The following is a 24,809-nucleotide window of genomic DNA, read 5'->3' as shown; positions in this document are numbered from 1 at the left end:
CGGAAATGGACCCGCATCATGCTGTCAGCAGCATAGGCCAACTGAACGCGAGTATGCGGTGCGGCGACGAAATCGTCACCGGGGTGATGGACGCAAACGTGACGGCCGCCCCATAAGGGCGGCCGCTTTTCGTTGGATCAGCTGTTGTTGTGATCGATTTTGATGGTCGGGTCACTGCCGGCAATCAACGAGTTGATGTTGGCGCTGGACCAGTTGTTGCCTTCCAGTTTGATCGTCACATCGGGTTGCGCCGCTGCAGCGTCGGCGCCGTTGAACTTGCCGGCGGAGCTGACTTGCAGGGACGAAACGCCATCCACGGTGGTGATCTTCAGGAAGTTGTCGATGGTGCTGCCGGTTTCGCCCTGCAGCAGATCGCGCAAGTCGATGCGATCACCCTCGCTGGCCTTGAAGTCCTTGATCACGTCGCTGCCAGTGTCGCCGGCCTTCCAGACGAAGGTGTCGGCACCTGAGCCGCCGATCAGAATATCGTTGCCCTGACCGCCCATCAGCGAATCGTTACCGTTGCCACCGAGCAGGATGTCATTGCCCTTGCCGGCGTCGAGAAGGTCGTTGCCACCCTGGCCGAAGAGAATGTCATTGCCGGCACCGCCCAGCAGCGAGTCATTACCGTCATGCGCCCCGGATACATCGAACGCGGTGTAGTGCTCGGTGATGAACTGGTGCACGTTGCTGGTGGTGACTTTGCTGACGTCCACGCCGGTTTGCTGGGCGACGAACGCCTGCATGGCCTGATAACCCTCACCGGCGACACCGTTGAAGCTCACCAGATCGCCGAACAGGATGTCGTTGCCGTCGCCGCCATTGACCGTGTCGGAACCTGGTTGCGTCGCTTCGGTGTGACCGATGATCGAGTTGGCCAGGTTACTCGGATCAATGTTGGTTTGCGGCGTATGGTCCGAGTCGTACGGTCTCAGGTCGGCAAGGGTGACGCCCTTGTTCAGACCAATGGCTTCAACGTTGGACACATTGCTCAGCAGCGCGAAGCTGGAGGCGGAGTTGTCGATAATCGTCTGATCACTGCCGCTGCCCGTCGTGTAGGACAACTCGTAAGTACCATCGCCCTGCGCGTGAACGGTACCCACCTCACTGGCTTTCCAGTTCTTGGAGCCGTTTAAGGTGTACAGCGTCGCGTTCCCGTCACTGTCGATGGTCAGTTTGTGAGTACTGTCGATTGTCGTGGAGAAGGTATCTCCCGGCTTGTAATTGCGGGTGTTCACCACGTCATCGAGCTTCACGCTGCCGTACAGCGTCGGGTTGGGCTGCTCGCCACTCTGGTAGTAGTTCGGCTGGCCGTCGGTGATGAAGTACGTGAGGTTCTTCGCCCCGGTGTTGGCCACGGCGGCAGCGCTCTGGAACCAGTTGGCCGTGGTTTTGAACACATCTTCGTAGTTGGTCACACCGCCGGACGACATCGAGTCCAGTACCGATTTAAGCAAGGTCAGGGCGTTCGGATCGTTCAGGTTGACCGATACCGATTTGTTGACCTGGGTATCGAAGTCCACCAGGAAGATATTCACCGTCCCCGAGTTGCCGCCCATGCTCTGCTTGAGGGTGTTGAACACCGAGGTCAACGAGTCCTTGGCTGAGTTGATCGACGACGCGCTCATACTGCCCGAAGTGTCGACCATGAACGCAATGTTGTAATTGGTACCCGGCACCACGGTCAGCCCGCCGATGTCGGCGACCATGATGTCGTTGCCGTCAGTGCCGGTGATGGTGTCGTCAGCCGACGTGGCGGTGGTGGCGTTGTAGATCGCCGGGTAAACCGTGACCGGGATCGTCGCGGTACTTTGCGCCGAACCGCCGAGTGACTCGGTGGAGGTCGAGGTCACGGTCAGGTTGAACTGGCCATTGTAGTAAGGCGGCGGAGTGACGGTCAGGGTGCCAAGGTTCCAGCCCGTAACGTTGGCTTCGCCGGACGTCGCGCTGGCGGTGAACGTGTGGCCGGCGCCATCGGTCAGTACCGAGCCCGCTGGAATCCCGCTGATTTTCACGCTCAGGCTTTCGGAGCCGTCGATGTCAGTCAGGGCCGTCTTGATCGCGGACAGGTGAACGCTGGTGCCTTCCGCGGCCTCATTGAGTTTGTAGCCTTCGTAGTAGCCTTCGCCGCTGGTGCCGTGCAAATCGGACACCGTCACGCCGGACGCGGCAAGGTCTGCCACGCCGGTGTACAGCGGCACGCCGGCGCTGCTCAGGTCGACCGCTGCACTGCCGTTGACCGACAGGTTGACGTCATAGCTACCCGGGCCGCTCTGGTTGTGGTGGTAAATGTCCAGGGTGTAATAACCGCTGGTGATCGGGGTGAACGAACCGTTCAGTGTGCCGCCCGCGCCCCACGTCGTGGCCGCCACGTTTTTACCGCCGATGGTCACCAAAAGGCTGTCATCGCCGGTGCCGCTGAAGGTGTAAGTCTTGCCGGCTTCGAGGTAGATCAGGCCGGAGGTTTTCGAAGCCGTGCCAGCCGTGACGCTGCCGTCGGACTGCACGTTGGTCACCGTGTCGCTGGAGTTTGGTTTGCCTGCGCCGTCGATGACACTTTTCAGGGTGCCGGTGGCTGCGCCGCTGCCATCGGTGCCGAGCGGCAGGCCGGTCCAGACTTCCTTGATCAGGCCTGTGGATTTGACGCTGTTGTCGGTAACACTCAGGGACGGAGCGTCGGCCACGGGCGTGATGTCGACTTTGATTGTGCCGGTGTTGCCCAGCAGCGAGCCGTCGGTTGGCTGGAATTTGATCTGTGCGTAGTCGGCCTTGATGTTACCCAGGCCGGGGTTGTAGCCGTCGCTGCCGGATTCATTGGTATCAGGCAGGAAGCGCAACTTGCCAGCGTCGATGTCAGCCTTGCTGAACGTCTGGTTGTTCGTAACATCGGTCCAGGTCTTGCCGTCGGTGGCCAGGAATTGCAATTTGCCTTCGCCCGGCAGCTGGGTGATTTTCACGCCGAGGTTGGTGGCGGCGCTGTCGACATCACTGACGCCGAAGGTCGACCAGCCGAGGATCAGCGGCGTATCTTCGGTGCCGGTGACGTTAACCGGTGCGGCGATCGGTGCGTCGTTCACGCCGACCACGTTGACGGTGGTGGTCGCGGTGTTGGAGTAGTTGCTGCCATCAGTGACCGTCACGGTGATGATCCGCGGCACGCTGCTCGGATCCTCACTGTTGTTGGTGAAGCTGATGTTCTTGATCTGTTGCATGTAGTCGGCGAGCGTCGCGTTGCCGGACAGTGTCAGCGTGACCGTGCCATTCGTGCTGTTGGCATTGATGGTGATGCCGTTGACGCTAAGGCCCAGGTTCAGAGCATCGCCATCTTGACGGTTGGTCAGCACGATCGTCGCGCCGGTCAGCAGGGTGCTGTCCGGGTCGGTGATTTTCAGATCGGTGTCGCCGATCGATACGCCCTGGCCGGTGGTGCCTTCGGTGAAGGTCACGTTGTAGTTGGCACCCGTGGCGCCGCTGGAGTTGTTGGCGTCCAGGTCGAGGACCGGTGGTGCATCGTTGTCGATGATCGAGGTGCTGACGCTGCCGTTGGAAGCACTGATCGCCAGGTTTTCGAAGTTGCCGCCGGTGGCCGAGTCGATCTTGACCACGAAGTTTTCAGTGCCTTCGGTGAACCTGTCGTCCAGGGTTGCGACGTTGAAGCTCGCACTGCTGCCGCCCGCCGGGATCTTCACGGTGTACACACCGGTGAAGTCCGAACCGTCGGCGGCGGTGCCGCTGTAGACGATTTTCAGGGTGACTTCGGTCTGCGCCGGGTTAGTCAGGCTGACGGTGTAGCTGGCGGCCTGGCCTTCGGTTACCGAGGTGCTGCCGGTGATGCTGACTTCGGTCTTATCGAAGGTGTCGGTGACGTTGGTCTCTGCCGGAACAGTACTCGGCACCAGATTCTCGAAGTTGCCGCCGGTGGCCGTGCTGATCGTGGCGCTGACTTTGCCGGCGTCGATGTAGGCATCGTCTTTCGGCGCATCGACGGTGACGGAACCGCTGGTGGCGTTGGCGGCGATGGTGATCACTGCACCGTTGCTCAGGGTGACGGTCACGGGCGTGCCGGCCGCGTGGGTCAGGTTTGCGGTGTAGACGATCGAGCCGCCTTCAGCGACCGAGTTGCTGGCGCTCAGCGTCAGATTGGTCGTGTCGGTGGTGTCTGTCACGGTGGTGCTGACCGGCGTTTTGTCGGCGACCAGGTTTTCGTAGTTGCCGCCGCTGACGTTGGTGATCGAGTTGGTCAGTGGAGCGTGACCGATCAACGCGTCGTTGGGAGCGAGGGTGCTCACGGTGCCGGTGGTTTGCCCGACTGCGATGGTGATGGTCTGACCGTTGGCCAAAGACACAGTCACTGGCGAACCGGTTACCGGCGCGCCGACGGTCGCGGTGTAGGTGACGGTGCCACCTTCAGTGGCCGACTCGGTGGCTTTCAGGGTCACGGTCGACGTGTCGAGGGTGTCGGTGACGTTGGTCACTGCCGCCGCCGGGTCTTTGACCAGGTTTTCGAAGTTGCCACCGCTGGCGTCCTTGATGGTCGCTTCGATTTTACCGGCGTCTTTGTAGACGTCATCGGCAGGCGCCTTGACGGTCACGGAACCGCTGGTAGCGTTGGCGGCGATGGTGATCACCGCGCCGTTGCTCAGGGTGACGGTGACCGGCGTACCGGCCGCATGGGACAGGTTTGCGGTGTAAACGATCGAACCACCTTCAGCCACCGACTCAGTCGCGCTGAGGCTGAGGGTGGTGGTGTCAGGCGTATCGGTAATCGAGGTGTTCGCCGGCTTGCTGTCGACTTCCAGCTTCTCGTAATTACCGCCCTTCGCATCATCAATCTTGACGCTCAGCGAACCGCCGCCGACGAGGGCATCGTTCGGTGCGGTGAAGTTCACGCTGGCGCTGCTGGCGCCAACCGGAATGGTGATGGTCTGGCCGTTAGACAAGGTCACGACGACCGGTGAACCGGTGACTTCAGCAGACACAGACGCGGTGTAAACCACGGTGCCGCCTTCGGCCACAGAGTCATTGGCGGTCAGGCTGACTGTCGAAGTGTTGATCGTATCGGTCACCTCAGTGACTGCCGCCGCCGGGCTGGTCACCAGGTTTTCGAAGTTGCCGCCGGTAGCGTCCTTGATGGTCGCTTCGATTTTACCGGCGTCTTTGTAGACGTCATCGGCAGGCGCCTTGACGGTCACGGAACCGCTGGTAGCGTCGGCCGCGATGGTGATCACCGCGCCGTTGCTCAGAGTGACGGTCACGGGAGTGCCGGCCGCATGGGTCAGGTTCGCGGTGTAGACAATCGAACCACCTTCAGCCACCGAGTCAGTCGCGCTGAGGCTAACCGTCGTGGTGTCTGTCGTATCGGTAATCGAGGTATCCGCCGGCTTGCCGTTAACTTCCAGCTTCTCGAAGTTGCCGCCCTTCGCATCATCAATCTTGACGCTCAGCGAACCGCCGCCGACGAGGGCATCGTTCGGTGCGGTGAAGTTCACGCTGGCGCTGCTGGCGCCAACCGGAATGGTGATGGTCTGGCCGTTAGACAAGGTCACGACGACCGGTGAACCGGTGACTTCAGCAGACACAGACGCGGTGTAAACCACGGTGCCGCCTTCGGCCACAGAGTCATTGGCGGTCAGGCTGACTGTCGAGGTGTTGATCGTATCGGTCACCTCAGTGACTGCCGCCGCCGGGCTGGTCACCAGGTTTTCGAAGTTGCCGCCGGTAGCGTCCTTGATGGTCGCTTCGATTTTACCGGCGTCTTTGTAGACGTCATCGGCAGGCGCCTTGACGGTCACGGAACCGCTGGTAGCGTCGGCCGCGATGGTGATCACCGCGCCGTTGCTCAGGGTGACGGTCACGGGAGTGCCGGCCGCATGGGTCAGGTTCGCGGTGTAGACAATCGAACCACCTTCAGCCACCGAGTCAGTCGCGCTGAGGCTAACCGTCGTGGTGTCTGTCGTATCGGTAATCGAGGTATCCGCCGGCTTGCCGTTAACTTCCAGCTTCTCGAAGTTGCCGCCCTTGGCGTCGTCGATTTTGACGCTCAGCGAACCGCCGCCGGCCAGTGCATCGTTCGGTGCGGTGAAGTTCACGCTGGCGCTGCTGGCGCCAACCGGAATGGTGATGGTCTGGCCGTTGGACAAGGTCACGACGACCGGCGATCCAGTGACTTCAGCAGACACGGACACGGTGTAAACCACGGTGCCGCCTTCGGCCACAGTGCCGTTGGCGGTCAGGCTGACCGTCGAGGTGTCGAGCGTGTCGGTCACCTCGGTCACTGCCGGAACAGTGCTCGGGACCAGGTTCTCGAAGTTGCCGCCGCTGGCGTCCTTGATAGTCGCTTCAACTTTGCCCGCGTCTTTGTAGACGTCGTCTTTCGGCGCATCGACGGTGACGGAACCGCTGGTGGCGTTGGCCGCGATGGTGATCACGGCGCCGTTGCTCAGGGTGACGGTGACCGGCGAGCCCGCCGCGTGGGTCAGGTTCGCGGTGTAGACAATCGAACCACCTTCAGCCACCGACTCAGTCGCGCTGAGGCTAACCGTCGTGGTGTCAGCGGTGTCCGTCACTTTGGTCACGACGGCCGAGCGATCGGTATCCAGTTTTTCGAAGTTGCCGCCAGTGCTGTCCGCGATCGCGGCCGTGACGGGCGACGCGCCGGTGTAGACGTCATTCGGCACGGTGTATGGCGCCGAACCGCTGGACTCGCCGGCCTTGATGTTGATCACCAGACCGTTGTTCAGCGTTACGGTCATGGCGGTGTCGGCCGGATGGCTCAACGTGGCGGTGTAAACAATCTGGCCACCTTCGCCGACGGTGCTCACATCGGCACTGAGCTTCAGCGTTGTGGTGTCGGTGGTGTCATTGACGGTGGTGGTGTGAGTGGTTTTGCTGACGTCGAGCTTCTCGAAGTTGCCGCCGTCGGTGCTGGCGATGCCAACGGTGATCTTGCTGCCGTCCTTGTAAACGTCATCGGCCGGAGCCTGGACTGTGATGAAACCCGACTTGTCGCCGGCCTTGATCACGACGCTCTCGCCATTGCTCAGTTTGACCGTCATGTCAGTGCCGGCGGCGTTGCTGAGGTTAACGGTGTAGGTGATCGTGCCGCCCTCGACCACGTAGTCGCTGGCGGTCATGGTCACTTGGGTGGTGTCCACGGTATCGCTGACAGAGGTGTCCGCCGATTTGCCATCGATTGCCAGTTTTTCGAAGTTACCGCCCTTCGCATCGTCGATTTTGACGCTCAGGGAGCCGCCACCGGCGAGGGCATCGTTCGGCGCAACAAAGTTCACGCTGGCACTGCTCGAACCGACCGGAATGGTGATGGTCTGGCCGTTGGACAAGGTCACGACCACCGGCGAACCGGTGACTTCAGCAGACACGGAGGCGGTGTAAACCACGGTGCCGCCTTCGGCCACAGTGCCGTTGGCGGTCAGGCTGACGGTCGACGTATTGATCGTGTCAGTGACTTCCGTCACCGCCGCCGTCGGGCTGGTCACCAGGTTTTCGAAGTTGCCGCCGCTGGCGTCCTTGATGGTCGCTTCGATTTTACCGGCGTCTTTGTAGACGTCATCGGCAGGCGCCTTGACGGTCACGGAACCGCTGGTGGCGTTGGCGGCGATGGTGATCACGGCACCGTTCGACAGGTTCACGGTCACGGGCGTGCCGGCCGCATGGGTCAGGTTCGCGGTGTAGACAATCGAACCGCCTTCAGCCACCGAGCCTGTAGCGCTCAGGCTCAGGGTGGTGGTGTCTTTGACGTCGGTTACCGACGTGACTGCCGGGGTTTGATTCGCCACCAGGTTTTCGTAGTTGCCACCGGTGGTGCCGTCGATTTTCACGCTCAGCGAACCGCCGCCGGCGAGGGCATCGTTCGGCGCGGTGAAGTTCACGCTGGCACTGCTCGATCCAACCGGAATGGTGATGCTCTGGCCGTTGGACAAGGTCACGACGACCGGCGAACCGGTGACTGGCGCGGTGACGGAGGCGGTGTAAACCACAGTGCCGCCTTCGGCCACAGTACCGTTGGCGGTCAGGCTGACCGTCGAGGTGTCGAGCGTGTCGGTCACCTCGGTCACTGCCGGAACAGTGCTCGGGACCAGGTTTTCGAAGTTTCCGCCGCTGGCATCCTTGATAGTCGCTTCAACTTTGCCCGCGTCTTTGTAGACGTCGTCTTTCGGTGCGGCAACGCTGACATGGCCGGACATTGCATCCTTGAGGATGGTGATGGTCGCGCCGTTGCTCAGCTTCACGGTCATGTTGCTGCCGGCGGCCTGGGACAGGGTCGCGGTGTAGACGATTTGGCCGCCTTCCTGCACCGAGCCGCTAGCGCTCAAGGTCAGGCTGGTAGTGTCAGCAGTGTCGGTGACTTTGGTGACGACGGTAGAGGGAACGGTGTTCAGTTTTTCGAAGTTGCCGCCGGTAGCCTCTTTGATCGAGGTATGGATGTCCGCTGCGCCGATGTAGACGTTATTCGGTACGGTGAAAGACGCCGAACCGCTGGACTCGCCGGCCTTGATGTTGATCACCAGACCGTTGCTCAGGGTCACGGTCATCGCCGTGTCCGCTGGGTGGCTCAGGGTCGCGGTGTAGTTGATCTGACCACCTTCGCCGACGGTGCCCACGTCTGCGCTGAGTTTCAGCGTGGTGGCGTCGATCGTATCTTTGACGGTCGTGGTGTGCGCGGCTTTGTTGACGTCGAGCTTCTCGAAGTCGCCGCCGCTGGTGCTATCGATGCGGACGGTGATTTCGCTGCCGTCCTTGTAGACGTCATCGGCCGGTGCAGGAACGGTAATGGAGCCCGACTTGTCGCCGGCCTTGATCACGATGCTTTCGCCGTTGCTCAACTTGACCGTCATGTCGCTGCCGGCCGCATTCGTCAGGTTGGCGGTGTAGGTGATGTTACCGCCTTCAAGCACCTGACCGCTGGCGGTCATGGTCACTTTGGTTGTGTCCAGGGTGTCGCTGATGGCGGTTGAGGTCGGGGTCTTGTCGGCGACCAGATTCTCGTAGTTGCCACCGGTTACATCCTTGATGGCGTTGGTCAGCGGTTCGTGGCCGACCAATGCATCATTCGGGGCTTTAACGGTGATCGAGGCAGTGCTTTCACCGACCGGAATGGTGATTTTTTCACCGTTGGCCAGGGTAACGACCACGTCCTTTCCGGTGACCTTCGAGGTCACGGAAGCGGTGTACACCACGTTGCCGCCTTCGGCTGCGGTGAGCGTTGCCTTCAGGCTGACTGTCGAAGTATCGAGGGTGTCAGTCACCGCAGTGACTGCCGCCGTCGGGCTGGTCACCAGGTTCTCGAAGTTACCGCCGCTGGCGTCCTTGATGGTCGCTTCGATTTTGCCGGCGTCTTTGTAGACGTCATCGGCAGGCGCCTTGACGGTCACGGAACCGCTGGTAGCGTCGGCCGCGATGGTGATCACGGCGCCGTTGCTCAGGGTGACGGTCACTGGCGTGCCGGCCGCATGGGTCAGGTTCGCGGTGTAGACAATCGAACCACCTTCAGCCACGGACTCAGTCGCGCTGAGGCTAACCGTCGTGGTGTCCACCGTATCGGTAATCGAGGTGTCCGCCGGCTTGCCGTTAACTTCCAGCTTCTCGTAATTGCCGCCCTTGGCGTCGTCGATTTTGACGCTCAGCGAACCCCCGCCGGCCAGTGCATCGTTCGGTGCGGTGAAGTTCACGCTGGCGCTGCTGGCGCCAACCGGAATGGTGATGGTCTGGCCGTTGGAAAGGGTCACCACCACGGGCGATCCGGTGACTTCAGCAGACACGGACGCGGTGTAAACCACGGTGCCGCCTTCGGCCACAGAGTCATTGGCGGTCAGGCTGACCGTCGAGGTGTTGATCGTGTCGGTCACCTCAGTGACTGCCGCCGTCGGGCTGGTCACCAGGTTTTCGAAGTTGCCGCCGCTGGCGTCCTTGATGGTCGCTTCGATTTTGCCGGCGTCTTTGTAGACGTCATCGGCAGGCGCCTTGACGGTCACGGAACCGCTGGTAGCGTCGGCCGCGATGGTGATCACGGCGCCGTTGCTCAGGGTGACGGTCACTGGCGTGCCGGCCGCATGGGTCAGGTTCGCGGTGTAGACAATCGAACCACCTTCAGCCACCGACTCAGTCGCGCTGAGGCTAACCGTCGTGGTGTCCACCGTATCGGTAATCGAGGTGTCCGCCGGCTTGCCGTTAACTTCCAGCTTCTCGTAATTGCCGCCCTTGGCGTCGTCGATTTTGACGCTCAGCGAACCGCCGCCGGCCAGTGCATCGTTCGGTGCGGTGAAGTTCACGCTGGCGCTGCTGGCGCCAACCGGAATGGTGATGGTCTGGCCGTTGGAAAGGGTCACCACCACGGGCGATCCGGTGACTTCAGCAGACACGGACGCGGTGTAAACCACGGTGCCGCCTTCGGCCACAGAGTCATTGGCGGTCAGGCTGACCGTCGAGGTGTTGATCGTGTCGGTCACCTCAGTGACTGCCGCCGTCGGGCTGGTCACCAGGTTTTCGAAGTTGCCGCCGCTGGCGTCCTTGATGGTCGCTTCGATTTTGCCGGCGTCTTTGTAGACGTCATCGGCAGGCGCCTTGACGGTCACGGAACCGCTGGTAGCGTCGGCCGCGATGGTGATCACGGCGCCGTTGCTCAGGGTGACGGTCACTGGCGTGCCGGCCGCATGGGTCAGGTTCGCGGTGTAGACAATCGAACCACCTTCAGCCACCGACTCAGTCGCGCTGAGGCTAACCGTCGTGGTGTCCACCGTATCGGTAATCGAGGTGTCCGCCGGCTTGCCGTTAACTTCCAGCTTCTCGTAATTGCCGCCCTTGGCGTCGTCGATTTTGACGCTCAGCGAACCCCCGCCGGCCAGTGCATCGTTCGGTGCGGTGAAGTTCACGCTGGCGCTGCTGGCGCCAACCGGAATGGTGATGGTCTGGCCGTTGGAAAGGGTCACCACCACGGGCGAACCGGTGACTTCAGCAGACACGGACGCGGTGTAAACCACGGTGCCGCCTTCGGCCACAGAGTCATTGGCGGTCAGGCTGACCGTCGAGGTGTTGATCGTGTCGGTCACCTCAGTGACTGCCGCCGTCGGGCTGGTCACCAGGTTTTCGAAGTTGCCGCCGCTGGCGTCCTTGATGGTCGCTTCGATTTTGCCGGCGTCTTTGTAGACGTCATCGGCAGGCGCCTTGACGGTCACGGAACCGCTGGTAGCGTCTGCCGCGATGGTGATCACCGCACCGTTGCTCAGGGTGACGGTCACGGGCGTGCCGGCCGCATGGGTCAGGTTCGCGGTGTAGACAATCGAACCGCCTTCAGCCACCGACTCAGTCGCGCTGAGGCTAACCGTCGTGGTGTCTGTCGTATCGGTAATCGAGGTGTTCGCCGGCTTGCTGTCGACTTCCAGCTTCTCGTAATTACCACCTGTGGTGCCGTCGATTTTCACGCTCAGCGAACCGCCGCCGGCGAGGGCATCGTTCGGCGCGGTGAAGTTCACGCTGGCGCTGCTGGCGCCTACCGGAATGGTGATGGTCTGGCCGTTGGACAAGGTCACGACAACCGGCGAACCGGTCACTGGCGCGTTGACCGAAGCGGTGTACACCACGGTGCCGCCTTCAGCCACAGTGCTGTTGGCCGTCAGACTGACTGTCGACGTATTGAGGGTGTCGGTCACGTCGGTAACCGCTGGTGTCTTGTCGGCCACCAGGTTCTCGAAGTTGCCGCCGGCAGTTTTGGTGATGCTGGCTTCGACTTTGCCGGCGTCTTTGTAGACGTCATCCTTCGGTGCGGCGAAATTCACCGAACCGGTGGTGGCGCCCTTGGCAATGTGGATCACCGCGCCGTTGTTCAACGTCACGGTCATGGCGGAGCCAGCGGCATTGGTCAGGGTCGCGGTGTAGACGATCGAACCGCCCTCGGCGACCGAACCGGTGGCGCTCAGGCTCAGGCCGGTGGTGTCTGCCGAATCGGTGACGGTGGTCACCGCCGGCGAATGGTCGGTGATGACTTTTTCGAAGTTGCCGCCGCTCTGGCTGGCAATCGTAGCCTGGACTTTGCCGCCGTCGATGTACGGGGTATTGGCCGGCGCAGCGAAGTTGACCGAACCAGTGGTGGCGCCGGCGGCGATGTTGATCACGGCGCCGTTGCTCAATTTCACGGTCATGGCCGTGTCTGTCGGGTTGCTCAGGGTCGCGGTGTAGGTGATCTGGCCACCTTCGCTGACGGTATCGCTGGCCGACAGCGACAGAGCCGTTGAGTCGACCGTGTCTTTGACGGTGGTGGTCACTGACGCTTTGCTGATGTCGAGTTTTTCGAAGTTGCCACCGCTGGCATCCGTCATCGTTACGGAGAGCTTGCCGGCATCTTTGTAGACGTCATCGCTTGGCGCCGCGATGGTCACCGAACCGGTGGTTTTTCCGGCGTCGATGGTGATGGTTTCGCCGTTGCTCAGCTTGACGGTCACCGGCGTTTGCGCGGCGTTGGTCAGGGTCGCGGTGTAGGTGATGTGCGAACCTTCGAGCACCGACTTTTCAGCGCTGAGGGTCAGGTGCGTTGTGTTGATGGTGTCCGCTACGTTGGTCACGGCCGGGGTCGGGCTGGTGACCAGGTTTTCGAAGTTGCCGCCGGTGGCGTCCTTGATGGTGGCTTCGACTTTGCCGGCATCTTTGTAGACGTCGTCGACCGGTGCCTTGACGGTCACGGAACCGCTGGTGGCGTCGGCGGCGATGGTGATCACCGCGCCGTTGCTCAAGGTGACGGTCACTGGCGTGCCGGCAGCGTTGGTCAGGTTCGCGGTGTAAACAATCGAGCCGCCTTCAGCAACCGAATCAGTCGCGCTCAGGCTGATAGTCGTGGTGTCAGCTTTATCAGAAACCGAGGTGTCAGCCGACTTGCCGTCCACGTCCAGTTTCTCGTAGTTACCGCCCTTCGCATCATCAATCTTGACGCTCAGCGAACCGCCGCCCGCCAAGGCATCGTTCGGTGCGGTGAAGTTCACGCTGGCGCTGCTCGAACCGACCGGAATGGTGATGGTTTGACCGTTGGACAAGGTCACCACCACTGGAGAACCGGTCACTGGCGCGGTGACGGAGGCGGTGTAAACCACGGTGCCGCCTTCGACCACAGTGCCGTTGGCCGTCAGGCTGACTGTCGACGTATTGATCGTGTCAGTCACTTCAGTGACCGCGGCCGCTGGGCTGGTAACCAGGTTTTCGAAGTTGCCGCCGTTGGCTTCCTTAATGGTGACTTCAACTTTGCCGGCATCTTTATAAACATCATCGTCCGGTGCCGGGACGCTCACGCTGCCAGTGGTCGCGCCGGCCGCGATGGTGATCACCGCGCCGTTGCTCAAGGTGACGGTCACGGGCGTGCCGGCCGCGTTGGTCAGGGTCGCGGTGTACAGAATCTGACCGCCCTCGGCCACTTCGGGGGACGCCGAGAGGCTCAGGCCGGTGTCATCCTTGGAATCGGTGATGGTGGTCAGCGCCGGCTCGGTGCTTGGGGTCAGCTGCTCGAAATTGCCACCGGTGGTCCCGGTGATGGTGGTGCTGACAGTGCTGCCGTTGTTGTAGACGTCGTTGGCCGCCGTATCGACGGTCACGCTGCCGGTGGTCTTGCCCGCTTCGATGGTGATGACCGAGCCATTGCTCAAGGTGACGGTCACTGGCGTACCGGCCGTATTGGTCAGGGTGGCGGTGTAGGTGATCTGGCCGCCTTCGACGACGGTACCGGTGGCGGTGAGGCTCAGGCCGGTGTTGTCTTTCGAATCGGTGATGGTGGTCAGCGCTGGCTCGGTGCTTGGGGTCAGCTGCTCGAAATTGCCACCGGTGGTCCCGGTGATGGTGGTGCTGACAGTGCTGCCGTTGTTGTAGACGTCATTGGCTGCAGTATCGACGGTCACGCTGCCGGTGGTCTTGCCCGCTTCGATGGTGATGACCGAGCCATTGCTCAAGGTCACGGTCATCGGCGTGCCGGCCGGGTTGGTCAGGGTGGCGGTGTAGGTGATCTGGCCGCCTTCGACGACGGTACCGGTGGCGGTGAGACTCAGGCCGGTGTTGTCGACCGAGTCGGTAATGGTGGTAATCGCCGGCGTGGTGCTCGGTACCAGGTTCTCGAAGTTACCACCGGTAGCGCCAGTGATCGTGGTGCTGACGGTACTGCCGTTCTGATAAACATCATTGACCGGGGTGTCGACGTTCACGCTGCCTGTGGTTTTGCCGGCTTCGATGGTGATGGTCGAGCCGTTGGACAGAGTGACAGTGACCGGTGTTTGAGCCGGGTTGGTCAGGGTTGCGGTGTAAGTGATCTGGCCGCCTTCGGTGACCGTCGAACCTGCCGTCAGGGTGACGGTGGTGGTGTTCGGGGAGTCGGTGATGGTGGTCACGGCCGGGGCCGGGTTAGGCACCAGGTTCTCAAAATTGCCGCCGGTAGCGCCGGTAATGGTGGTGGTGACCGTGCTGCCGTTGTTATAGACATCGTTGGCCGGTGTCGGCACGTTCACGCTGCCGGTCGTGTTGCCGGCATCGATGGTGATGATCGAGCCGTTGGACAGCGTGATGGTGACCGGTGTCTGCGCCGGGTTGGTCAATGTCGCGGTGTAGGTGATCTGGCCGCCTTCGGTAACGTTGGCGCCGGCAGTCAAGGTGACCGTGGTGGTATCGACGGTGTCGGTGACCTGGGTCACGGCCGGGGTTGTCGGCGGGGTGACGATGATGCCGCTGCCGCCCGTGGTGCCGGTGACGGTCACGTTGATCTGGGTCGGGTCGTTATAAACAGAATCGTTCGGAGCAAGCGGAACGCTGACGGTGCCGGTGGTCTGGCCTGCTGCAATCACGATCACCGAGCCATTGGACAGGGTAATGGTCAGGTCGGTCAGCGGAGCCTGGGTCAACGTGGCGGTGTAAACCAGTACGCCACCGGCCTCGGTGATGGTCGGCGTGGCGCTCAAGGTCAGGTTCGATTCGCGCTGCACGTTGGCGCTGGTATCGGCGGTCTGGCCGCCGATGGTGTTCTGTGCTGCCAACGCGGCAGTGCCGATGCCCGCGGTCGGGAAACCAATGGTCGGGTCGACCCGGCCAGCGGTTGCATCCAGCATCACGAAGCTATGGCCGCCACCTGCCGCGCCGCCTGTGCCGGCAGCTGTCGGGCCGGCTGCGGTGGCTTCAAGGTCTGTGGTCGGGTCGGCGCCGGCAACGATGGCTTGCTGCAGTTCTTCAACCGATGGCGCGGCTTGTGCAGTGGCTTGTGCCAGGTCAGCGCTGGAGTCCGGATCGCTGCCGCTCCACTGAGTGTCGCGGCCCAGGTCCAGGGTCCGGCCGTCAGCCAGTTCAAGCGTAACGGCGCCCGCCGCGCCGGTGTCTACCTGATCGCCGACAAACAACCGATCGCCTTCAACGAGTACGCGGCGAATGCCCTCTGGGGACACAGCGAAAACCTGACCGACAATGCTTTTGACGATGGCCACAACACTGCTCATTGAAGACTCTCCGGGTGTCGCATTCAGTTGACTTCCATGTACCTGGCGGCGTGTTTGCCAAACAGTCTGGACGTTCTTTCAAGATATTAGGCACAACTTTGACGCGGTCATTCGTCAATAAATTGGCTATATTTTTTCGCTATAAACTTTATGCCAAACTATTGACCTTCTGCATGCCATCCTAAACACTCGCATCCGTAATGTCACATTGATATTTAAGTGCTGGCCCGTGCCAGAGAGTTTGATCCAGTTCCAAAATACAACTTTCCGACATACGGTCATTCCGGATGTCATCATCCGATGCAGCGGCACGTTCTGCAGTGATTCAAGACAAGTAAATCCTGGAAACTCCAACCATGCGTTTGCACCTGCTCAAGGCTTTACCCTTCGCCCTTGCCGCCAGTTTTGTTCAGGCGCAGTCCCTTCCAGAAGCCATGCAACAGGCACTGGATGTCCATCCGGAGATCCAGGCAGGGGTTAACAGTCGATTGGCCGCGGATTATCAGTTAAAGGCAGCAAAAGGGGGATACCTCCCACGGGTCGATCTGCTGGGCGGTTATGGTCGCGAAGGCACTGACAACGTCACCACGCGTGCCGCCGCCAACAACAATCACTGGGAAACCCTGAATCGCAGCGAGTCGAGCGTGCGGTTGTCGCAAATGGTGTTTGACGGTTTTGCGACGTCGAGTGAAGTGGGGCGTCAACAAGCCACCGTTAATTCACGCGCCTACTCGTTGCTGGGCACCTCCGAACGCACCGCGCTCACCGTCGCCCAGGTGTATCTCGACGTGCTGACCCGCCGTGAGTTCGTGCGCCTGGCGACCGACAACCTGAAGAACCACGAACGGACTTTCGACCAGATCAAACTGCGCACCCAGCGTGGCGTGGGCAGCGGCGCCGACCTTGATCAGGCCGAAGCGCGCATGGCCCAGGCCCGCAACAACCTGATCACTGAACAGACCAACCTGGCTGACGCCGAGACCAACTTCCTCAGCGCCGTCGGCCAGATGCCCGATCAGTTGGAGCGTCCTTCCGATTTCATGGCGCTGTTGCCGGCCAACCTGAATGAAGCCCGGGCGCAGATGCTGGAAAACAGCCCGATCCTGCGTTCCGCCGAATCCGACATCGTCGCTGCCGAGAAACAGTACGCAGCGGCCAAGTCGACCTTCTACCCGCGCTTCGACGCCGAGTTGGGTCGCACCGTCGATAACGATATCGACGGCCAGAACGGTCACAGCAATGAATGGCAGGCCATGTTGCGCATGCGCTTCAATCTGTATGCCGGTGGCAGCAACAAGGCTGATCTGGAATCCAAGTCCTACCTGTCCAACCAGGCACTGGATATTCGCAACAACGCCTTGCGCGTATTGAACGAAGAGCTGGGCCTGGCCTGGAATGCCTTGAACAATGCCAATGCCCAAGTGCCGATCGCCCAGCAATATGTCGATCACAGCACCCGCGTACGCACCGCCTATCAGAAGCAGTTCAGTCTCGGCGAGCGCACCTTGCTCGACCTGCTGGACAGTGAAAACGAACTGTTCTCGGCTTCTCGTCGCCTGGCGGAGATCAAGAACATTCAGTTATTTACTCAGTACCGAATCAAGGCGACCATGGGCGAGTTGCTCAAGAGCCAGGGAGTGGTCGCACCGATGGCATCCGTTGTGCAAAACGACGTGAAGCCTAAGGTTCAATTGCCCGGTATGAATTGAGTAGAACCTTCATTGTTCAATTGTTAGCCAAGAGTGTGCCGAGCGTGGAATCAGAAGTCAGTCGAGTTCAACTCATTCATGATCCACGCGCGCTGCACGACGATCCGCTACTGGACGGCTTGCTGGCTCTTTGCACCCTGCATCAGAAACCCGCCAGCGCCGCGATGTTGACCACCGGCCTGCCGTTGCCCAAGCAGCGTCTGACTGTTGAGCTGCTGCCCCGCGCGGCCGCTCGCGCCGGCCTGCAAGGTCGGGTGCTGGTGCGCAAACTGGAGCAGATCCCGGCGATTGCCATGCCGGCGCTGTTGCTGCTCAAGGATGGTCGCAGTGCCGTCCTGCTCGGTTGGCACGGTGACGACCAGGCGCGCCTGCTGCTCAGCGAAAGCGACGGCGGCGAAAGTGTTGTCAGCCGCGAACTGCTGGCCGATGACTACATCGGCAAAGTGTTCTTCGCTCAACCCCAGCACAAATTCGACGTCAATCACGGCACGCTGATCCCGCGCGCGCGCTCGTGGTTCCGCGACACCCTCAAACGTTCGCGCTGGCTGTACGCCGACGCCATCGCCGCCAGTTTCCTGATCAACATCATTGCCATGGCCGCGCCGCTGTTCGTGATGAACGTCTACGACCGCGTCGTACCGAACCAGGCCGAATCGACCCTGTGGGTGTTGGCCATCGGCATCACCGGGGCTTATCTGTTCGACCTGATCCTCAAGAGCCTGCGCAGTCTGTGCCTGGACCTGGCCGGGAAGAAAACCGACCTGATCATCTCGGCCACGTTGTTCGAGCGCATCGTCGGCATGGCCATGAAGTACCGCCCGGCGCGGGTCGGCAGCTTCGCCCAGAACATCCATGAGTTTCAGAGCCTGCGCGACTTCCTCGCCTCGCTGACCCTCACCAGCCTGATCGACCTGCCGTTTACGCTGCTGATCTTCATGGTCATCGCGATTCTCGGCGGGCATCTGGTGTGGATTCCGGTGCTGGCGTTCCCTATTGCCCTGCTGATCGGTTATGCGCTGCAGAAGCCGCTGGTGGCGACCATGGAGCGAACCATGGCCCTGGGCGCCGAGCGGCAGTCGAGCCTGATCGAAACCCTCGCCGGCCTTGATGCAGTGAAGGTCAACAACGCCGAAAGCGAACGCCAATATCAGTGGGAGCAGACCATCGGCACCCTCAGCCGCCTCGAGTTGCGGGTGAAAATGCTCTCCGGTCTGGCGATGAACATCACCTTGCTGATCCAGCAACTGGCCGGGGTGATCATGATCGTCTTCGGCGTGTACCAGATCATCGACGGTCACCTGAGCATGGGCGGTTTGATCGCCTGCTACATGCTCAGTGGCCGCGCACTCAGCCCGCTGGCCTCGCTGTCTGGCCTGCTGACGCGTTACCAGCAAGCGCGAGTGACCATGACCTCGGTCGATCAGATGATGGAGCTGCCGCAAGAGCGCAACTTCGATGAACGCCCACTGAGCCGCAATGTGCTGCAAGGCGCCATCGAATGCCGGCAGATGAACTTCACCTACCCGAACCAACAGAACGCAGCGCTGAAGAACATCAACCTGATCATCAAGCCTGGCGAGAAGATCGGCATCATCGGTCGCAGCGGCTCGGGGAAAAGCTCTCTGGCCAAACTGCTCGTAGGCCTCTACCAGCCGGACGATGGCGCGCTGTTGGTGGATGGCGTCGATATCCGTCAGATCGATGTCAGCGAATTGCGCCACAACATTGGTTACGTGGCCCAGGACATCCAGCTGCTGGCCGGGACCTTGCGCGACAACCTGGTGTCGGGCGCGCGCTATGTCGAAGACGAAATGGTGCTGCAAGCGGCCGAACTGGCCGGCGTCCACGAATTCGCCCGCCTGCACCCACAGGGTTATGAGCTGCAAGTCGGCGAGCGCGGGCAGAACCTGTCTGGCGGTCAGCGCCAGAACGTTGCCCTGGCCCGTGCGTTGCTGCTCAACCCGCCGATCCTGCTGCTCGACGAACCGACCAGCGCCATGGACAACACCGGCGAAGAACGCCTCAAGCAACGCCTCGCGGCGGTGGTTGAAAACAAAACCGTGGTGCTGGTGACGCACCGGGCTTCGCTGTTGTCGCTGGTGGATCGTCTGATCGTCATCGACCGCGGGCAGATACTCGCCGACGGCCCGAAAGCCGCGGTGATGGAAGCGTTGAAGAAGGGGCAGATCAGTGTTGCTTAAGTCGGGTTTCAAGAATTCGATCGGCCGTTATTTCAAAGGCTCCGATTCGCTGCATGGCCAGCCACTTCCTGAGGTCAACAAAGCGCTGATCGAAGACGCCCCGCGTGTGGTGCGGCTGACCATCTGGGCGATCATCGGCTTCTTCGTGTTCCTGATGCTCTGGGCCAACTTCGCCGTGATCGACGAAGTCACCAAGGGCGACGGCAAGGCGATTCCCTCGTCCAAGATCCAGAAAATCCAGAACCTTGAGGGTGGTATCGTCTCCGAGTTGTTCGTGACCGAAGGGCAGATCGTCGAAGCCGGCGCGCCACTGATTCGTCTGGACGACACGCGATTCGCCTCCAACGTCGGCGAAACCGAGGCCGATCGACTGTCGATGCTGCTGCGAGTCGAACGCTTGAGCGCGGAAGTCGACGACCGTCCGCTGAATTTCCCGGCTGACGTGCTCAAGGCCGTGCCCGGTCAGGCCGCCAGCGAAGAGTCGTTGTACATCAGTCGCCGTCAGCAGTTGCACGATGAAATTGGCGGTTTGGAGGAGCAGTTGATCCAGCGTCAGCAAGAGCTGCGCGAGTTCAGCTCCAAACAGTCGCAGTACCGTAGCGGTCTTGCGTTGCAGCGTCAGGAAATCAACATGTCCGAGCCGTTGGTGGCCCAGGGTGCGGTATCGCCGGTTGAAGTGCTGCGACTCAAGCGCGCCGAGGTTGAAACCCGCGGGCAACTGGACGCGACCACCCTGGCCATTCCTCGCGCCCAATCGGCGATCAAGGAAGTGCAGCGCAAGATCGACGAGACTCGTGGCAAATTCCGCAGCGAAGCACTGACTCAACTCAATGAAGCGCGCACTGATCTGAACAAGGCCCAGGCCACCGGCAAGGCGCTGGAAGACCGGGTCAGCCGGACGCTGGTCACCTCGCCGGTGCGCGGTATCGTCAACAAATTGCTGGTGAACACCATTGGCGGTGTGATCCAGCCGGGCAGCGATCTGGTGGAAATCGTGCCGCTGGACGACACCTTGCTGGTGGAAGCGAAAATTCGCCCGCAAGACATCGCCTTCCTGCATCCGGGGCAGGAAGCGACGGTGAAGTTCACGGCGTATGACTACACCATTTATGGTGGGCTGAAGGCCAAGCTTGAGCAGATCGGTGCTGACACCATTACCGATGAAGACAAGAAAACCACCTACTACATCATCAAGCTGCGCACTGATCGCAGTCACCTGGGGACGGATGAAAAGCCGTTGCTGATCATCCCGGGGATGGTGGCTTCGGTGGATATCATCACGGGCAAGAAGACCATTCTCAGCTACCTGCTCAAGCCGATTATTCGCGCCCGCGCCGAAGCTTTGCACGAGCGGTAGTTCTCGGCTGGGGCTGATGGCCTCATCGCGAGCAAGCTCGGCTCCTACAGGGATTTTGTCGACCACGCGATCTCCTGTAGGAGCCGAGCTTGCTCGCGATGGCGGCAGCAAAATCACTGCAACTCAAAAGCCATATCGTTATTCGCTAACGGTATTTAAATTTCAGTTCTTATATCTATAAAGTCATTCTCCTGCGTACCTGCCGACCAATCGGCGCGCCGCACGACACGAACCAACACGGGACCTCCGTGAGTTTCTTGATCGACGCGCGCGCCCTTGAGCGTGCCGTGCGTGGGAGTGATTTATGTCTGCAGCAACGGCTTCCCCAAGCGTCGCGAACATCGCGCCGCAAACCTTCGACATCCGCCCGTTCAGTGGCGCCGTCGGTGCCGAAATCATCGGCCTCGACCTGTCCCGCCCGATCAATGATCAGGACTTCGCCCGCATCCACCGCGCGCACCTGGATCATCACGTCGTGGTGTTCCGCGACCAGCGCATTACTCCCGAGCAACACATTGCCTTCAGCCGCCGCTTTGGCGTGTTGCAGATCCACGTGCTCAAGCAATTCCTGCTGGCCGGGCATCCGGAAATTCTCATCGTTTCCAACATCATCGAAAACGGCCAGTCCATCGGCCTCGGCGACGCCGGCAAGTTCTGGCATTCCGACCTTTCCTATAAAGAGCTGCCAAGCCTGGGTTCGATGCTGCACGCCCAGGAGCTGCCGTCCGAGGGTGGCGACACGCTCTTCGCAGACATGCACAAAGCCTGGGACAGCCTGCCCGAAGCGCTGCGCAAAGCCGTCGAAGGCCGCTCGGCCGCGCACTCCTACACGGCGCGGTACAGCGAAACCAAATTCGAAGGCAACTGGCGCCCGACGCTGACCCCCGAGCAGCTCGCTCAGGTTGCAGAAGTCGTCCACCCGATCGTTCGGACTCACCCGGAAAACGGCCGCAAGGCGTTGTTCGTCAGTGAGGGTTTCACCACCCGCATCGTTGGCCTGCCGGAAGACGAGAGCAAGCAACTGCTCGATGAGCTCTACGCCCACAGCGTGCTGCCGCAAAACATCTACCGCCATCAATGGCAGGCCCACGACCTGGTGTTCTGGGACAACCGTTCGCTGATTCATCTCGCCGCCGGATGCCCGAGCTACCTGCGCCGCAAGTTGTATCGCACCACCATCCAGGGCGACGCGCCTTTCTGATTTGTCGGAGAAACTCTCATGTCCAAACGTCTTCCATTTGCACCGCTGGCCGCTGCCATCGGCCTGGGTTTCAGCCTGATCGCCGGCAGCCTGGTGGCGCCGACCGTGGCCCACGCTGAAGGTGAAATCCGTATCGCCGAGCAGTTCGGCATTGTTTATCTGTTGCTCAATGTGGTGCGCGATCAAAACCTGATCGAGAAGTACGGCAAGCAGGAAGGCATCGACATCAAGGTCGACTGGACCCAGCTCTCCGGCGGGGCGGCGGTCAACGATGCATTGCTCTCCGGTTCCATTGATATTGCCGGTGCAGGCGTCGGTCCGCTGCTGACCATCTGGGACCGCACCCACGGCAAGCAAAACGTCAAAGCCGTGGCTTCCCTCGGCAACTTCCCGTACTACCTGGTGAGCAACAATCCCAAGGTTAAAACCATCGCCGACTTCACCGAGAAGGACCGCATCGCGGTGCCGGCGGTCGGCGTGTCGGTGCAGTCGCGCATCCTGCAATATGCGGCCGCCAAGCAGTGGGGCGACAAGGAATTCAATCGCCTCGACAAGTTCACCATCGCCGTTCCACACCCCGACGCCACAGCGGCGCTGATTGCCGGCGGCACCGAGTTGACCGGGCACTTTTCCAACCCGCCGTTCCAGGATCAAGAGCTGGCTAACCCTAATGTCCACGTTGTGCTGAATTCCAATGACGTGCTCGGCCCGAACTCGCCAACGGTGCTGTTCGCTACCGAGAAATTCCGCGACGAGAACCCGAAAACCTATAAGGCGTTCGTCCAGGCACTGACTGAGGCGGCCGAGTTTGCCCAGAACGATAAAGGCGCAGCGGCGGACACCTACATCCGCGTCACCAAGGCCAAAATCGACCGCGCTGCGCTGCTGAAGATCATCGATAACCCGCAGTTCGAATTCAGCGTTACGCCGAAAAATACATACCCGTTGGCCGAGTTCCTCTACCGCGTCGGCGCGATCAAAAACAAACCGGACTCGTGGAAGGACTACTTCTTCCAGGACGCCAAACCGCTGCAAGGGAGCTGACTGAGATGAACGCCCCTTTGCAAGGCCACACGGTCAGCAAACCGATCGCGGCAGCCCAAGCGCTGCTGTCGGTCGACAATGTCAGCCTCGAATACCGCACGCCTCAGCGGGTGGTTCGTGCGACCCATCAGGTCAGCTTTGAAATCGATCCGGCGGACCGCTTTGTGCTGCTCGGCCCATCCGGTTGCGGCAAATCAACGTTGCTCAAGGCGGTTGCCGGGTTCATCCAGCCGTGTGAAGGCGAGATTCGTCTTCAGGGGCAAACCGTTCATGCCCCGGGGCCGGACCGGATCGTGGTGTTCCAGGAATTCGATCAACTGCCGCCGTGGAAAACCGTCAAACAGAACGTGATGTTTCCGCTGCTGGCCTCGAAAACCCTCAAGCGCAAAGAAGCCGAGGAACGAGCGCTGCACTACCTGGACAAGGTCGGCCTGGCGGCGTTTGCCGATGCCTACCCGCATACCTTGTCCGGCGGCATGAAAGCGCGGGTGGCGATTGCTCGTGCACTGGCCATGCAGCCGAAAATCCTCTTGATGGACGAACCCTTCGCCGCCCTCGATGCACTGACCCGCCGCAAGATGCAGGAAGAATTGCTGCTGCTCTGGGAAGAGGTGCGTTTCACACTGCTGTTCGTCACGCACTCCATCGAGGAAGCGCTGGTGGTGGGCAATCGAATCCTGCTGCTGTCGCCGCATCCGGGGCGGGTGCGGGCGGAAGTCCACAGCCATCAATACGACTTGCACAGCCTCGGCGGCGTGGCCTTTCAGGAGTCGGCGCGGCGTATTCATCGGTTGTTGTTCGATGAAGGTCAGTCCCCGGAAACCGAGCATGAGCTGGATTTCTCCGACATCCGCATCGCTTATTGAGCCATTGAGAGGAGTGTCCGATGAGCCTTTTATCATCCCCGCGTGAAGAGTTTGAAACGGTGTTGCAGCCGCTGACGAGCGTGCCGCTGGAGCGTGAATTACCGCTCGGTCAACGCCTGTGGCAACAAGGCTGGTTACGCAAAAGCCTGATCCTGATTTTGCTCGCGGTCCTGTGGGAGGTAGTTGCCCGCGTTCAGGACAACGACCTGCTGCTGCCGAGTTTTCTGCAAACCGCGAGCGCGCTGTACGACGGTTTGCTCAGTGGCGAGTTGCTGGGCAAGGTGTGGATTTCGCTGGTGGTGTTGCTCAAGGGTTACCTGATCGGCATCGTCCTGGCGTTTGCCCTGACCACGCTGGCGGTGTCGACGCAGTTCGGTCGCGACCTGTTGAGTACGTTGACCTCGATGTTCAACCCGCTGCCGGCGATTGCGTTGTTGCCGCTGGCGCTGCTGTGGTTCGGCCTGGGGCAGAACAGTCTGATTTTTGTGTTGGTGCATTCAGTGCTGTGGGCATTGGCGTTGAACACTTATGCCGGGTTCCTCGGTGTCTCGGAAACCCTGCGCATGGCCGGGCGCAATTACGGCCTGAAAGGCATGCGTTTCGTGCTGTTCATCCTGATCCCGGCAGCGCTGCCATCGATTCTCGCGGGGCTGAAAATCGGCTGGGCCTTCGCCTGGCGCACGCTGATCGCCGCTGAATTGGTGTTCGGCGCCACCAGTGGCAAGGGCGGCTTGGGCTGGTACATCTTCCAGAATCGTAATGAGCTGTACACCGACAAGGTGTTTGCCGGGTTGGCGGTGGTGATCCTGATCGGCTTGCTGGTGGAAAATTTGGTGTTCAGCACGTTGGAGCGGGTGACGGTGAAGCGGTGGGGGATGCAGCGCTAAGTTCTGCGGTGTCTGGTTCGACCCCATCGCGAGCAGGCTCGCTCCCACAAGGATCTTCAGTGGATGCACATTTTTCG

8 protein-coding genes are annotated in these 24,809 nt (G+C 60.9%); 7 read left to right on the top strand and 1 reads right to left on the bottom strand.

The window, feature by feature from the left end:
* Positions 1-137 precede the first annotated feature (137 nt).
* On the bottom strand, positions 138-15,467 hold the full coding sequence (locus tag PMI27_RS26815; RefSeq protein WP_024164517.1) for a LapA family giant adhesin: 15,330 nt from the start codon (positions 15,465-15,467) through the stop codon (positions 138-140).
* Between the two features lie 356 nt (positions 15,468-15,823).
* Here PMI27_RS26815 and PMI27_RS26820 point away from each other — a divergent pair, with 356 nt between their 5' ends.
* The 7 genes from PMI27_RS26820 (at position 15,824) to PMI27_RS26850 (ending at position 24,732) form a co-directional block, all read left to right on the top strand.
* Positions 15,824-17,176, top strand: a complete 1,353-nt coding sequence (locus tag PMI27_RS26820) for a TolC family outer membrane protein (protein ID WP_008148078.1) — start codon at positions 15,824-15,826, stop codon at positions 17,174-17,176.
* Between the two features lie 44 nt (positions 17,177-17,220).
* Positions 17,221-19,377, top strand: a complete 2,157-nt coding sequence (locus tag PMI27_RS26825; RefSeq protein ID WP_033053004.1) for a type I secretion system permease/ATPase — start codon at positions 17,221-17,223, stop codon at positions 19,375-19,377.
* Positions 19,367-20,734, top strand: coding sequence for an HlyD family type I secretion periplasmic adaptor subunit (locus PMI27_RS26830; protein WP_008148083.1), 1,368 nt, complete (start codon positions 19,367-19,369; stop codon positions 20,732-20,734). The genes PMI27_RS26825 and PMI27_RS26830 overlap by 11 nt, the downstream gene beginning before the upstream one ends.
* A 304-nt stretch (positions 20,735-21,038) precedes the next feature.
* On the top strand, positions 21,039-21,935 hold the full coding sequence (locus tag PMI27_RS26835) for a TauD/TfdA dioxygenase family protein (RefSeq protein ID WP_008148085.1): 897 nt from the start codon (positions 21,039-21,041) through the stop codon (positions 21,933-21,935).
* 18 nt (positions 21,936-21,953) lie between these two features.
* The gene (locus PMI27_RS26840; protein WP_008148088.1) at positions 21,954-22,979 is read left to right on the top strand and encodes an ABC transporter substrate-binding protein; all 1,026 of its coding nucleotides are present in this window, start codon (positions 21,954-21,956) and stop codon (positions 22,977-22,979) included.
* A 5-nt stretch (positions 22,980-22,984) separates the two neighbouring features.
* On the top strand, positions 22,985-23,845 hold the full coding sequence (locus PMI27_RS26845; protein ID WP_008148090.1) for an ABC transporter ATP-binding protein: 861 nt from the start codon (positions 22,985-22,987) through the stop codon (positions 23,843-23,845).
* Between the two features lie 20 nt (positions 23,846-23,865).
* Positions 23,866-24,732 (top strand): ABC transporter permease, encoded by an 867-nt coding sequence (locus tag PMI27_RS26850; protein WP_008148092.1) that lies wholly within the window; start codon positions 23,866-23,868, stop codon positions 24,730-24,732.
* Positions 24,733-24,809 lie beyond the last annotated feature (77 nt).

The organism is Pseudomonas sp. GM41(2012) (assembly GCF_000282315.2).
Classification (GTDB): domain Bacteria; phylum Pseudomonadota; class Gammaproteobacteria; order Pseudomonadales; family Pseudomonadaceae; genus Aquipseudomonas.
This window is presented reverse-complemented; position numbering and strand designations above follow the sequence as displayed.